11 protein-coding genes and 2 pseudogenes are annotated in these 12,905 nt (G+C 59.8%); 9 read left to right on the top strand and 4 right to left on the bottom strand.

The features are described from left to right. Nucleotides 1–110 precede the first annotated feature (110 nt). Entirely contained in the window at nucleotides 111–1,844 is a 1,734-nt protein-coding gene (ggt, locus tag AC0L2R_RS15980) for a gamma-glutamyltransferase (protein WP_473510112.1), read from the top strand. A 10-nt stretch (nucleotides 1,845–1,854) separates the two neighbouring features. On the opposite strand, the gene AC0L2R_RS15975 is transcribed toward ggt, so the two are convergent. From AC0L2R_RS15975 to AC0L2R_RS15960, 4 genes and pseudogenes are all read right to left on the bottom strand, one after another. Further along, nucleotides 1,855–2,199: a hypothetical protein gene (locus AC0L2R_RS15975; RefSeq protein WP_036263803.1), complete on the bottom strand. Its 345-nt coding sequence runs from the start codon at nucleotides 2,197–2,199 to the stop codon at nucleotides 1,855–1,857. 770 nt (nucleotides 2,200–2,969) lie between these two features. Then, a complete protein-coding gene (locus AC0L2R_RS15970) occupies nucleotides 2,970–3,410 on the bottom strand; it encodes a hypothetical protein (protein ID WP_128177700.1) in 441 nt (146 codons plus the stop codon). Between the two features lie 611 nt (nucleotides 3,411–4,021). Further along, nucleotides 4,022–4,294: pseudogene (locus AC0L2R_RS15965) on the bottom strand (hypothetical protein); the annotation flags it as partial. A 10-nt stretch (nucleotides 4,295–4,304) separates the two neighbouring features. After that, nucleotides 4,305–4,433: pseudogene (locus tag AC0L2R_RS15960) on the bottom strand (hypothetical protein); the annotation flags it as partial. A 348-nt stretch (nucleotides 4,434–4,781) separates the two neighbouring features. Between AC0L2R_RS15960 and AC0L2R_RS15955 the strand changes: the two are divergent. The 8 genes from AC0L2R_RS15955 to AC0L2R_RS15920 all read left to right on the top strand — a co-directional run bounded on the left by AC0L2R_RS15955 (nucleotide 4,782) and on the right by AC0L2R_RS15920 (nucleotide 12,476). Further along, nucleotides 4,782–4,913 carry a hypothetical protein gene (locus tag AC0L2R_RS15955; RefSeq protein WP_473510110.1) on the top strand — a complete coding sequence of 44 codons (132 nt, stop codon included), beginning with the start codon at nucleotides 4,782–4,784 and terminating at the stop codon, nucleotides 4,911–4,913. A 142-nt stretch (nucleotides 4,914–5,055) separates the two neighbouring features. Next, a complete protein-coding gene (locus AC0L2R_RS15950) occupies nucleotides 5,056–5,802 on the top strand; it encodes a thermonuclease family protein (RefSeq protein WP_473510108.1) in 747 nt (248 codons plus the stop codon). A 44-nt stretch (nucleotides 5,803–5,846) separates the two neighbouring features. After that, complete coding sequence (locus tag AC0L2R_RS15945; protein ID WP_473510106.1) at nucleotides 5,847–7,310, top strand: hypothetical protein; 1,464 nt, start codon at nucleotides 5,847–5,849, stop codon at nucleotides 7,308–7,310. Further along, on the top strand, nucleotides 7,291–8,130 hold the full coding sequence (locus AC0L2R_RS15940; protein WP_473510104.1) for a hypothetical protein: 840 nt from the start codon (nucleotides 7,291–7,293) through the stop codon (nucleotides 8,128–8,130). Before AC0L2R_RS15945 ends, AC0L2R_RS15940 begins: the two co-directional genes overlap by 20 nt. Then, nucleotides 8,130–9,440, top strand: a complete 1,311-nt coding sequence (locus tag AC0L2R_RS15935; protein ID WP_473510102.1) for a hypothetical protein — start codon at nucleotides 8,130–8,132, stop codon at nucleotides 9,438–9,440. The genes AC0L2R_RS15940 and AC0L2R_RS15935 overlap by 1 nt, the downstream gene beginning before the upstream one ends. After that, on the top strand, nucleotides 9,437–10,558 hold the full coding sequence (locus AC0L2R_RS15930) for an OmpA family protein (protein WP_473510100.1): 1,122 nt from the start codon (nucleotides 9,437–9,439) through the stop codon (nucleotides 10,556–10,558). The genes AC0L2R_RS15935 and AC0L2R_RS15930 overlap by 4 nt, the downstream gene beginning before the upstream one ends. 178 nt (nucleotides 10,559–10,736) lie before the next feature. Further along, on the top strand, nucleotides 10,737–11,408 hold the full coding sequence (locus AC0L2R_RS15925; RefSeq protein WP_473510098.1) for a hypothetical protein: 672 nt from the start codon (nucleotides 10,737–10,739) through the stop codon (nucleotides 11,406–11,408). Between the two features lie 63 nt (nucleotides 11,409–11,471). Continuing rightward, a complete protein-coding gene (locus AC0L2R_RS15920) occupies nucleotides 11,472–12,476 on the top strand; it encodes an NYN domain-containing protein (protein WP_473510097.1) in 1,005 nt (334 codons plus the stop codon). Nucleotides 12,477–12,905 lie beyond the last annotated feature (429 nt).

The raw sequence follows: 12,905 nt of genomic DNA, 5'->3' as shown, positions 1-12,905 counted from the left end.
AGCTTCGCCGACGGCGCATGACAGCATACCCGAATCTTTCCCCTCACAGCCATGGACTCAACCGCTCCAAACGGCTTTTCTAGGCGCATCCCACGCCCCGGAGAACGGCCATGCACCGCCGCACCCTAATCGCACTCAGTCTTTCCCTCACCTTGACCTTTGCGCCGCTGGCGGCCGCATTGGCCGCCTCGCCGCAGCCGGCGAAGGGCGAGCATGGCATGGTGGTGACCGCCCAGCATCTGGCGTCTGAAGTCGGCGTCGAGGTGCTGAAGAAGGGCGGCAACGCCGTCGATGCCGCAGTCGCCGTCGGCTACGCACTGGCTGTGGTCTATCCAAACGCCGGCAATATCGGCGGTGGCGGCTTCATGACCATCCGCTTCAAGGACGGCCGCTCGACGTTCCTCGATTTCCGCGAGCGCGCGCCGCTCGCCTCGACGAAAACCATGTATCTCGACAAGGACGGCAAGCCGGTGAAAGGCGCCAGCCTCGACGGCTATCTCGCTGTCGGCGTGCCGGGCTCGGTGGCCGGCTTCGAGACCGCACGGGAAAAATACGGCACGCTGACGCGGCAGGACTTGATGGCGCCGGCCATCCGCTATGCCAGGGACGGTTTTGTGCTGGAGCAGGGCGATGTCGCCTCGCTCGAAGGCGGCGCCGCGCGGCTGGCCAAGGACCCGGCCGCGGCCGCCATCTTCCTGAAGCCTGACGGCAAGCCCTATGCCGTCGGCGAGCGCCTTGTCCAGGCCGATCTCGCCGCCTCGCTCTCGGCCATCTCGGAACGAGGTCGTGATGCCTTCTACAAAGGACCGATCGCCGACGGCATCGTCAAGGCGAGCGCGCAGAAGGGCGGCATTCTGGCCAAGGCGGATTTCGAGACCTACGCGGTCCGCGAACTCGAGCCGGTGACCTGCAACTACCGCGGCTATGAGATCACCTCCTCGCCGCCGCCGAGCTCGGGCGGCGTCATCATTTGCGAGATACTCAACGTGTTGGAATTCTATCCGCTGTCCTATCTCGGCGCTGGTTCTGCCGAAACCGTCAAAGTCATGGTCGAGGCGATGCGCCATGCCTATGTCGACCGCAATTCGGCACTCGGCGATCCCGACTTCGTCGACAATCCGGTCGAAAAGCTGCTCGACAAGAATTATGCGAAGGAAATCCGCGAAAAGATCGATCCGTTCCGGGCCGGCGTGTCGCAGGGTCTGATGCCGAAGGGTTTTGGCGAGAGCCAGGAGACGACGCATTATTCGATCGTCGACAATGACGGCAACGCCGTCGCGGTGACCTATACGCTGAACGGCTCGTTCGGCGCCGCCGTCGTCGCCGACGGCACCGGCATCCTGCTCAACAACGAGATGGACGATTTCACCCAGAAACCGGGCGTGCCCAATCTCTACGGCCTCGTCCAGGGCGAGGCGAATGCGATCGCCCCGAGGAAGACGCCACTGTCGTCGATGAGCCCGACCATCGTCGCCAAGGACGGCAAGCCGTTCATGGTCATCGGCAGCCCCGGCGGATCGCGCATCATCACCATCACGCTGGCAGCGATCGTCAATGTCGTCGATCACGGCATGAACATCCAGGAGGCGATCGACGCGCCGCGCATCCATCACCAATGGCTGCCCGACACGGTCTATGTCGAACCGTTCGGCCTGTCGCCCGATACCGAAAAACTGCTTGCCGGGATGGGCTACCGCCTCGACGTCACCGATGCGACCTGGGGTCAGGCGGCCGGTATCCTGGTCGGCGGCAAGAGCCTGGCCGAGATCGAAAAGGGCGGCGGCGCCCGCTACAATGGCGCCATCGACAGCCGCGCCGCGTCCGGCGAGGCGATCGGATATTAATTTCTTTCGGTCAGATGACCAGCGTTATGGTGGACGCAATCAGCATCACCGCCGCGATGCCGACGAACAAGGCATAGATACGCGGCCGATCGAGCAGCAGCGCATTTCCCGATATCCACGCCGCGGTGGCGCCGCCAAGCGCGTACAGGAAGCCGTTACGGTGCCCCAGGGCAAGGTTTGCGGCCATCAAGCCGCCAATGATGAGGGCGCCGAACACGATGATCACGGCGACCGCGTATTTCTCGAAATCGTTGCTGGCCACACCCGGACCCATCACGTTCAACGTCGTCAGGTCGTCCGGGTCGAAGGGGCTGGCCGACCCATATTCGTCTTGACCGGCAGGCTCGTGCATCATTCATTCTCCTTGAAGCGGCAACAAATCATCAAGCCTTGCCGAGTGCAACCAGATCGCGACACGTTCAATGCCATCGGAACGGTCTTCAACACTTTCTGGCCGCGGCTTGCTACCGTCTTTTTGGATTTAATGCATGTCGCGCAAAAGTGTGCAGCGGTTTTGCGGTAACGACATGCAAAAAAACAACAACCTGAAGCGGCGTCGCCGGTCAAACGCGACGCGCTTCAGGTCGGATCGTGCTGCCGCTCCAGGCGATCTGTCGCACTGGAATCGCCAGTCAGGGCGTTTTGACATGAAAGGCCGCCGCTCTGGAGCAGAACCGCTGTCCTGGCTTCGGCCTGACCGCGCGTGAAGTTGCCGGTGGCGAAGATTGGGCCGGTGGCCAAGATTGGGCCGGCGGCGAAGATTGGGTTGGTGGTGAAGAGTGGCCGGCGCCACTTTGGGGGGGCGTTGGGGTAGATTGCCTGATGGGCGCCGGCCAAGCGGAAATCAGGTCCGCCGCGAGCAAACATAGCAAGGAATGGCGCGGTATGGCAGTGGTGTGATCGCGGAAGATGGTTCGCGCTTTCCCGGTGCGGTGTCCCATTATCGGTCAACCCGTCTGGCGCCTGAATTGCACAGTAAGCAATGCCGGGGCAACGGCCCGGAAGTCGTTCCCGAATATCGAGCCTCGCCGCTTCGCAAATGGAGCGGCGGGCCTTTTTGGCTAGAGCATCGGCCCCGAACGTGGGTACCGGTTGCGGCAGCGTTTCGCAGCCCGCCGAGATTTGTCAGGCGGCGGGAGCCGGCGGCAGTTCGAACAGATGGGCGCCATTCTCCTGGCCCCGCTCGACATAGCCGATTATCCGGAACCATTTTGCGACGTCCGGTCTCTGGAGCCAGCTGCGCGAGTGAATGGGGAGGTTGCCGGCAAGCGCCTGGATATGGCGAATGTGCCGCTTGCAGAAGCGAACGGTCGCGGCGCTGAAGAAATCTTCCTGCGCGGCGAACAGCGTATCGGCAGCGTCGCTATTCTCGTGCCAGGCGATGAGCGCTACGGTTTTTTCGCCCTGCACGAGCGCATGAGCACGGCCTTCCTTCAAGTTCATCATCAGATTGTCGTAGGCGATCTTGCTGTCCTTGCCGGCCGCGACGTACTCGTCCGATATTCGCTTGGACAGATCACGGAAAACACTTTCCAGATCTCCAACCGTTGCTGCGCGTGCTCTCATTTCGCCTCCTGGAGCCCCAGCGGGCAGTTTGCCCTAAGGATAGGGGATCACCAAGCAAATCAAATCCGTCATTCGCCCAATGCGAGCAAACAGTTTCGCCAGTGCCGGCCCTGTCGGGCGCGGGAAAAATGATTGGAGGTCGCCGAGAACCGCTACGCAACCTCCCGCAACACGGCGACCTGAATTCCCCCAACCGATTTCAGCCAAGCGGGCGTCATGCGCAACTTGCTGAAATTGCCTTGGAAAAATGGTGCCCAGAGGCGGAATCCAAACGATGGAAAACTCTCTCTGTTTCCAAATCGTTAGGACTCACGCTATAGCAGGACTAGCCAACAAAAATACCAACAAAATATTTCTGTGGATTGTTTCGGTTCCCGGATATAGCTCTATTTGCTCAATGCCATCGCGTCCCAACCTTATCTCAAAAGCCCATTGCTGTCGTTACTCGAGCTTGGTCCAGATAAGTCCTCTCGATCGCATTCCATGGTGCGTGAGCAAATCGCAGGTCCGCTGCCTCCGATTTCCCGACCTCTGATCGCTCTAGCCATCGAGGTTCCGGCCATCGCGGTGGCCGCCTTCTGCGTCATCTACGCTTCGGTCAGCAGCGCATGTCAGGCGCTCCCAGCCGAGCGGCCGGCCAGCCTCAGCAGACCGCGCAGGATCAAGGCGACCGCTTCGTCAGCGTGAACTGTCCGTACCAATTTGCGGTTCTCCTCCTCCGTCAGGCCATTGTTCAAGCTGGAAGGATCGAACCCAGCATTTCGGCCGGGCCAAGCCAGCGGCGCGGCTTTGGGCGCAAGCAGCTTCAATTTTTGCGCGATGTCGCGCGCGCATCCGCCAAAGCCTCCGAGGAGGAAAACTGGCTGTCCGGCCTGGAGCGCAAAGAGCGTCTCCTCAGGCGATACCCGGCATGCGCCCCTTGTAGCCGCTCACGCGCCCGCCGAGAACCACGCGCGCGTCTGCCGCGTCGGTCAGGACCGCGCGCATGGCCGTCCGCCCGTCCGCCCACTCCTCGTCCGTGGGAGTGGTGGGTTGAGGCGCGAGCGCGTCGAGCGGGCCATCTGAACCGTACCGATCGGGCTAATAGGGAATTGGGCGAAAGCTCGGTCATCATTTTTTCGTAGACAGCGGGGTCAGTGGCAGCTTTGCATTCGACATTTCCCAGCGCTGTCCGGGCGTTTTGCCTTTTGACTTTTCCGACCTCTTTGACAGTCAGTACTCTCTTGGTGCCATTTTCTTCGATAGTGCACTGATCGCCGTAGCAGGCGGTTACTTGGGCCAAAGCCGCCGGTGTGGCAAAGAGAAACCAAGAAAGGAAAAGCGGGGGTGACTGCTTGCTGCATCGAGATGGATAATCGAATGAGAGTGCTTATGTTCGAGCATGAAGCAGCAGTCGGTCAACGGGGCAAATCCATGAACCACCATATCGAAGAACTGTCGATGGGGGTGATCAAAGCTCGCCTTGATGGCCGCCACGCTCGACCGGGCAGCACGTCCTTGTAAGTTGGGAACAACCTAGTCTTTGAGATAGACGGAAGAGCGGGAGAGAAACCGGACTTTCTGATCTTCGCCGATTTGGAACATCAAGGATTGCATAATTGGCGGCTGTCGTTTAGGTAGCCGCATAACAGCCTGCGGGGGCTAAATGAAATCTTTTAGTGAGGGGGGATTCCCTCTTTCGGGCGTCCGGAATGCATTGCTGGCAGCGGCGTGCGCGGTTTCGTGCGCGTGGCCGGCTGCCTCCGCCGGGCAGGTGCTGAAGGGCAAGGCTTCCGTCGTTGACGGGGACACGATCGAAATCCACGGCGAAAGCATCCGCTTCAACGGGGTCGACGCGCCCGAATCGGCGCAGGTCTGCCTGAACGGCAAAGGGAAGAAATACGGCTGCGGCGCGAAGTCAGCCGACGCACTTGCCTCGTATCTCTCGAAATCTTCGCCGACCGCTTGCGAATTCGTTGAACGGGACCGCTACGGGCGGTTTGTCGGCAACTGCTTCAGGGCAGACGGTGCCAGCGTGCAGGAATGGCTCGTAGCGAACGGTCACGCTCTCGACTGGCCGCGCTACAGCAACGGAACCTATGCCGGGAAGCAGAAGGAAGCGCGCGCCTCAAAGCGCGGCCTGTGGTCCGGATCCTTCGACCTTCCCTGGGAATGGCGGGCAAGCAGGAGCGAGCCTGCCACAGCCCTCCCGCTGCTTACCCCGCTGGCCGAAGTTTCAGCCGCAAGCGGCTGCAAAATCAAGGGAAACATCAGCGCGAAGGGCGAGCGCATCTTCCATGTCCCCGGACAGGAGCACTACGCCCGCACCAGGATTTCTGAAGGCAAGGGCGAACGCTGGTTCTGCAGCGATGCCGAAGCGGTTGCCGCAGGCTGGCGGCCGGCCCGCAAGTAGCGGCCGCATCAAGAACATTGTGAATCTCGCTGTGGGGGTGGGACTTGGCAGTAAAATTCGAGGCGCTTGAAAAGCTGAGGGAAAGACTTCGGGAGTCCGACCACGACTTCCGCGGAGGAACCGAAATCTTCTCGAGCCTTAACGTCGACAAGGTCGCTCGGGATCTCGATCTCGTCGCCGCAGGGAAACGCCGCGGCGAGAGCAATCAGCCCGCCAAGGCATCCAGGAACCCGGACGACCTGGAGCACACGGTCATCGAGCTGGTCGAGGAAGAAAAGCGGAAATCCCACCAGACGATCGAGGACCAGCTGCAGTCCTTCTCGGGAAGGCTCGGCAGCCTCGAGTTCGACGAACAGTTCAGCGCTCTACGGCAGGCGAACGCGTCGGGACTGGCGGATTTCAAGGGCGAGATCGCCGTCGGCCTGGACATGCTGCACGGGCTGCGCAGGGCGCTCAACACGGCGGAAACCGAACATACCTGGTTCAAGGAGAAGCACGGACTTGTCCGGGCCGCGCGGCTGCACGAGGGACCCTGGCACATCTTCAGGTTCATGCTTCTCATCGTGATGTTCGGGCTGGAAACCATCGGCAACGCCAGCCTTCTCGCCACCGGCAGCGAGCAGGGCTTTTTCGGCGGCATCATGCTGGCGTGGATGTTTTCGTTCCTGAACATCGTCGTTGCGGTGCTCGCGGCTGTGTTCTGCGCCCGGCTTGTGACCCACAGGTCGTGGCTGAGGAGAGCCGTCGGAGGCACGGCCATCCTCCTCTACCTGGCGTTCGCATTCGGGCTGAACCTCCTCCTCGCGCACTACCGCGAGGTCAGCACCAGGATGTCGGAAGACTGGACAGGAAACGCGGGAACCCTCGTGCTGACCAGCATGAGGGAGAACCTTTTGGGCCTGACCGACGTAAACTCGATCCTGCTGTTCCTGATCGGTTTCGTCTTCTCCCTGATCGCGTTCATCGACGGTTGCTTCATCGTCGATCCCTACTGGGGCTACTCAAGCGTCGAGAAGCGGCTCCGCTCCGCGCGCGAGGAATACGTGAACGCCAAGGCCGACCTGATCGAAACGCTGAAGGATACGCGCGACGACCATAACGAAAAGGTCGAGGACGTGGTCAAGCAACTCGGCAGCAGGAAGCGGGAATTCAACGCCATAGTGGACCACCGGGCGAGGCTCGTTTCACTGTTCGAGCAGCACCAGGTCCAGCTTGAGCGCGCCTGCAACCAGCTGCTTGCCAAATACCGCGAGGCCAACATTGAGGCGCGCGCCGAACCGCCGCCGAAACATTTCTCGAACGCCTATAAGCTCGAACGCGTCAAGGTGAAGGTGTCGTCGGACGGGTCGTGGAACGACGCCGACCTGTCTGCCGACATCCGCACGGCGCAGGACGAGCTTTCTGCCCAGGTGAAGCTGATCGGGCTGGAATGCGAGAAGGGCATCGAACAGTACAAGGCACTCGACAACCTCTTTCCGGATAGCATGAATGTCCAGACGACCGCGTAGGCGAAGCGCCGCCAGGAAAAGAAGCGGCAAAGGCCACGGTTCCACGATCCTGGGAATCGCCGGACTGGGCGTCGTGCTCGCCGCGATGGCCGCAGGCCTCATTTTCCTCTTCGTCAAGTCGGGCGAAACGGTGGAGCTCGACCCCGACACGAACTGTCCTGTCGCCGGGCCGTCAAGCGCCACGGCGTTCCTTTTCGACACGACGGACCCGCTGTCTGAGGTCACCCTTAGCGACCTGAAGAACCATTTCAGGACCGAAGGATCGAAGGTCGGGCCGGGCGGGTACATCCGCATCGTCAGCTTGACCGCGGAGCCGGGGGAAGTCGTCACCTTGTTCGACGGCTGCAATCCGGGCGATGGGTCAACCGTGGACATCTGGACCAGCAATCCGAAGCGGCAGCAGAAGAAATGGGAAGAGGAATTCGGAAAACCGCTTGAAAAGCTCCCGGACGAAGTCGCCAACGGCTCGTCGGCGGACCAGTCGCCAATCATGGCGGCCATCCAGCAGGTCAAGCTGACGCTGTTCGACGCCGAAATATCGAGAAAGGCGGCGAAGCGCCTGATTGTCGCTTCCGACATGATCGAGCACACGAGCCTCTATTCGCAGTACCGGTCGAGCCTGGACTACGGCGCGTTCAAGGAGAGCAAGGCCGCGCAAATCTACGGCACGAGCCTCGACGGAATTGCCGTCAAGGTTCTCTACGTCAACCGCGAAAAGAAAGCCTTCAGCAGCCGCGAGCACGTGGAGTTCTGGGCAACGTGGGTCCGCGACGAAGGGGGCGACTGGGAAGAAGCCGAAAAGCTTGAAGGATTGAACTGATGGCAAGACGCCAAGGCTTTGCATTCCTGTCGAACCCCAGGCTGCCGCTGTTCGCATACGCCGGCGTCACGGTTTCGGGAATCCTGTTCATTGTCGCGTCAAAGACATACGGCATCGACAGGCTGGTCACGACTGCGACTCCGGTGTTGCTCATGCTCGCCTACGGCCTGCTGCCGATGTTTGTCGGCAGGCTCAGGCTCCACGACGAGCAGACAGGCGACAACCTGTACTACATGGGCTTCCTGTTCACGCTCACCAGCCTCGGCGTCGCCCTCTTCCAGTTCGGTTCGGAAACCTCGACCGATGAGATCGTCAGGAACTTCGGCGTCGCGATCACGTCCACGATCGCGGGCATCATGCTCAGGATCCTGTACAACCAGATGCGGCGCGATCCTGCCGACATCGAACGTTCCGCGCGGCACGAGCTGGCGACCATGACAAGGCGCGTCAGGGCCGAGCTTGAAAGCGTCTCGCGCGAATTCGCCGACTTCCGGCGCGTCAGCAACCAGATGCTGGAGGAAGGGTTCGGGGAGATCGCTGAACAGGCCGGCCGCAACGGCGAGCACATCAGGGCGTCGTTCGAAAAGATGGCGATGGAGGCCATAAAACCCGTGCAGGAGGCGTCGGGCAAGCTGGGAAACGCCATGGAGGAGAACTTCGGCAGGATCGAAACGCAGTTCTCCCAGATCGTGAAGAAGGTGGATTCGTCGGCGGAACTGCTCGACCGGGCGAACGGCGCGATGTCGGCGTCGGTCCTCAAGCTCGGCCAGCAGGCCGACAGCGTCGCCGGGAAGCTCGAGAAGGTCGTCATTCCTGACGAAGTCCTGAAAAACGAACTGGCACCGATGGTCAAGTCGCTGTCGGACGCCGTCGCCCAGTACGCCGTCAAGACGGAAGCCGCGTCGGTCGAGCAGCAGGCCCGGATTTCCGAGATCACGTCTGTCGTCCGCGAGATGGTCGAGAAGTCGGACAGGACCGCAGCGGCGGCGGAAAAATCCGCGGCGGCCGTCGAAAAGTCGATGGAGGCCGCGGCAAGCCAGCAGCGGGTCATGGAAGCGGTCGTCAAGCTAATGCAGCAGCAGTCGCAGGAGACGAAGCAGCTGATGACCCGTCTTGTGGACAGAAGCGAACGCGGTACGGCGCTCACGTCGGAGGCTGAAAAACTGATCGAAGATGCCGCGCAGGAATTTGTCGATCAAGGAACCGCATCCGTCGAACCGCCGCCGTATCCCGACACCTTCCGGACGCTAAACGGAGCGCCGCCTGCCGTCGAAGCCGAGGCACCGAGAAGAGCCTGGTGGAGCCGATGAACGGCCTCGGTTCAACGTCAGTCAACTTCGAGAGGAAAGGCTACGCACGCGGCCTGATCCTCGGCCTCACCATGGCCGAAACGATGCTGCTGCTCGTCTTCTGCCTCCTGCTGGCCGCCGGCGCGATCATCTCGAAGAAGGAAAAGGAAACCCAGGCAGCGCTCAAGGCGGTCGAGGCCGGTGAGGAACGCGTCCTGCAGGCCGAACTGGAGAAGTCGAAGGCGGAAAATGAGAGGGAACGGCTGCTTGCCGAAGTGGGGAAACTCATGCGGGCGGCAACCGGACGCCCGATTCCGGATGACGACTGGGACAAGCTGGTCACCGCCAGGAACGCCGCCGCCGCCATCGCCGAAACTGGGCTTACACTTGAGGAAGCCGTCGAGTACGCGGCCGCCACCAAAGTTCTGCGAGACAACGCCATCGTCGAAGAGATGGCGAAAGAACTCGTGTCCGCGATGAAGAAACTGGCGAAACACGGCATCTCACCGGAACAGGCGGCGGCAATGGCCGAATCCATGAAGGCTCTCAAGGACAGCGGCTATGCTGAGAAGACAGCCGCGGAATTGACGGCGGCATTGTCCAAAGCCGCAGACGGCGACGCCAAGCCGCATGAATGGCCGCCCATCATCAGTCTCAGCGAACTCGAGGGCTATAATTTCAGGGTCGGCAGCGCCGAGCTGTCAGAAACCTTCAGAACCAAGCTTAAGGACAAATCGGCGGAAATCGCGGAAACCGCCAAGCAGTATCGCGTCGACATCATCGAGGTAATCGGCCACACGGACGAACAGGTCATGGCAGGTGACTTTTCGAATATGGACAGCGGCCTAAAGCCAGTTCTCGACGGCGAGAAGCCGATCGGGTCGCTGCACCCGGCCGACAATGCAGGCTTGGGGCTCGCCCGAGCGATTTCGGTTGCAGAATTGCTCGAAAGGCTACCGGAACTAGACGGGTTCACCATTCTGCCGATGTCCGGCGGCCAACTCATCCTCCCCGGAGACAGGCTTACGGACGGCGCACAACAGGGTGACGTGAAAGCGCGGCGTCGTATCGAAATTCGGGTTCGTAAAAGGTCCGAGCAGCAAACGACCAAGATCCTTCCGCATTTTAGCGGCGGTTGAAAATCCCGCCATTAGGTAGCAACCGCCACCACAACTTCAACGGCCGATCTGGTATCCCTGAAACCAAGTTTCAGGGATCGGCGAAATGGGCGTGTCAGACGAGAAAGCAGTGACCGCCTGGATACGGCCATGAGAAAGCGGGCTTAGCAGTCACAGCGTTCCAAGACTAAGGGGCATCGTGGATCAAAATACTAAGACAATAAACGCTACAGCAAAGAAAAGTGGTGGTGGATCATTCGGCTGGGTTCTTCCGGGGATCGCTGCGTTGGTGCTGGCGAAAACGGTGGGCATGTTTCCCGCCATCGCTGCGTTCGTTACTTACTATGGACTGAAAGAGAAGTTCGGTATCGCTCTTTCGCTGCTGGTAAGCGTGGTGGTGGCCGGGGCTGTGCTTGTGGCAACACTCGCTTACTTCGTGCACTCCGAAGAATCCGCGCGACAACGAAGCGACCAGCACGACACGGATATCAAAAATCTATCTGTCTATCCTGTACTTTCGGAGAGAATGGCCAATCCAAGTTGGACTATCGCATATTGGATAAGCGCCGATAAAAAGGGAAGTGACTGCATCAGGGCTGACGAGTACATGGACGACAAAACGATGTCCAAGACGATCGGAACAAAGACTTACCATATTAACGACTATATTAGCTCCTGCCAGAACCGCATTGCTAGAAGTTTGGAATATGTTGAGCCTGCTGTACGGAAGTGGTGCGCCTATCGCCACACCAGCGCTCGCCTTGAGACCCTGTGTCGCGAATGGGAGCAGAACAAGACTCGTTACCTTGCGAGCATTGAAGCCTTAGATGGGCCGACACTGAATAGATATCGTGCCTTCATTGGACAGTAGGGGGCAATCAGGCGTGTGCGCCTTCTGGTCCTCGAGCGCTCCCTTCTTCACGGACGAACCCGAATGAAACATGGCAATCTTTCAGTTCAGTACCCTCCCGAGGTGGCTGACGGCAATGGTGAATTTTCCCACGATAGTTTGCTGAATTACTACAACACTTGCACAGGCTTGGCGGAAAAGCTCGTTCAAAAGCTAAATCTACCGATCATCAAGCATCGCGCTCTGATTATCGTTGATCTTCAGGGTGTATACTTGGGGTTCACGCGATGGCTGACGGCACAAAACTTCCCGTTGGACGGCGGAATGGTGGCCAGCCGTTTCGCGCATTACCTGCTTGAGTATGTCGCCCGAAAAGTCGAATCTAAGGTCATGGAGGAATTCGAATACGGGGTCGTCTTCAATGATTTAGTTAGGACGGTGTTCAGGAAAGAATTACATACCCAGCCGATGCGCCACGTAGTGGACATCAAAACTAGCATTGAGTTGTTCTACGCTCCGGTTCCGCTCGCTGAAATTGAATCGCGGCTGAAGAAGCATGCTCTGACGGGCAGCGCCGAGGCTCGTCGCCAACTCGACGACATCCGTAACGGGCTTCTCAAGCCGCACGGCAATGCACGTGACTACGCTCACTATGACGACTTCATCCAATGCATGAAGAGAAGTTCGTCCGTCTCCCGTTGGGAAGAAGGGTTCTTCAACTTCTATGTCGACAAGTGGTTAGGCCTGACCTCGTTCGACGAGAAGGAGGTCGATACACGCCTCGTGATTCGCGCAGTCGATGCATGTGTCGACTACGAGGCAGATTCGATCTGCATCATCTCCTCGGACCAAGACTTCGTACCCCTTCACGAGCGCGGCGATAAGTCCGGTGTCCGCACGTACCAGGCCGACGCATCAAAGTTCGCGACCCCAGACAAGATTGGACGGAAAATAAGGGATTTGGGCGACAGGTTCATTCCGGGCGGGATCGATCCGCAATGGCCGATGAGAGCTGTGTTCGAGGCCTGTGGGCACGATCCATTCAACGGTGTCCCTGTGGGCAATCACATCAGCGAGGGGATTTCCTAGAGGGAGTTTTCGGCACTCTGTCAGCTTCACAACGAGATGAACGGCGACTACCAGTTGGAGCCGACGGTGGAAGCTGATGGCGGATCCAGCATCAAAGTGATAGTGCCGACGGCGCAGTGATCGCGCACTCTCGTAGGATTGAGGGGAACTGGCGGCTCATGGCTACGCCGCTCGCCCCTCGGCGAAGCGCTCGGCGTCTTCTGGTGGCGGTTGCTGCCCAATGACGGAAAATCCGCTATAGCAACGCAACCTCTATCCGGCTAGCTTGCCCTGCATTTATCGGAACATGGTTAGCGTCGCTATCAAGGAGACGTCCTGTTAGTCTGCGACAGTCACCGCGTCGGCTCGCCGTGATAGTGTCCTGAAGGTTCTGCAAAAAGCTCTGGAGAGAGAACAGCCCTTACTCTGAGGCGAGGGGCGGCCATGGCA

The organism is Mesorhizobium sp. WSM4820 (assembly GCF_055811075.1).
The sequence above is the reverse complement of the archived record's forward strand: the minus strand, read 5'-3'. Positions and strand labels throughout refer to the sequence as shown.

Excerpts from the sequence above, each read along its gene's own strand:
- ggt (WP_473510112.1), top strand. The coding sequence starts at position 111 with ATGCACCGCCGCACCCTAATCGCACTCAGTCTTTCCCTCACCTTGACC.
- AC0L2R_RS15975 (WP_036263803.1), bottom strand. The coding sequence starts at position 2,199 with ATGATGCACGAGCCTGCCGGTCAAGACGAATATGGGTCGGCCAGCCCC.
- AC0L2R_RS15970 (WP_128177700.1), bottom strand. The coding sequence starts at position 3,410 with ATGAGAGCACGCGCAGCAACGGTTGGAGATCTGGAAAGTGTTTTCCGT.
- AC0L2R_RS15955 (WP_473510110.1), top strand. The coding sequence starts at position 4,782 with ATGTTCGAGCATGAAGCAGCAGTCGGTCAACGGGGCAAATCCATGAAC.
- AC0L2R_RS15950 (WP_473510108.1), top strand. The coding sequence starts at position 5,056 with ATGAAATCTTTTAGTGAGGGGGGATTCCCTCTTTCGGGCGTCCGGAAT.
- AC0L2R_RS15940 (WP_473510104.1), top strand. The coding sequence starts at position 7,291 with ATGTCCAGACGACCGCGTAGGCGAAGCGCCGCCAGGAAAAGAAGCGGC.
- AC0L2R_RS15935 (WP_473510102.1), top strand. The coding sequence starts at position 8,130 with ATGGCAAGACGCCAAGGCTTTGCATTCCTGTCGAACCCCAGGCTGCCG.
- AC0L2R_RS15930 (WP_473510100.1), top strand. The coding sequence starts at position 9,437 with ATGAACGGCCTCGGTTCAACGTCAGTCAACTTCGAGAGGAAAGGCTAC.
- AC0L2R_RS15920 (WP_473510097.1), top strand. The coding sequence starts at position 11,472 with ATGAAACATGGCAATCTTTCAGTTCAGTACCCTCCCGAGGTGGCTGAC.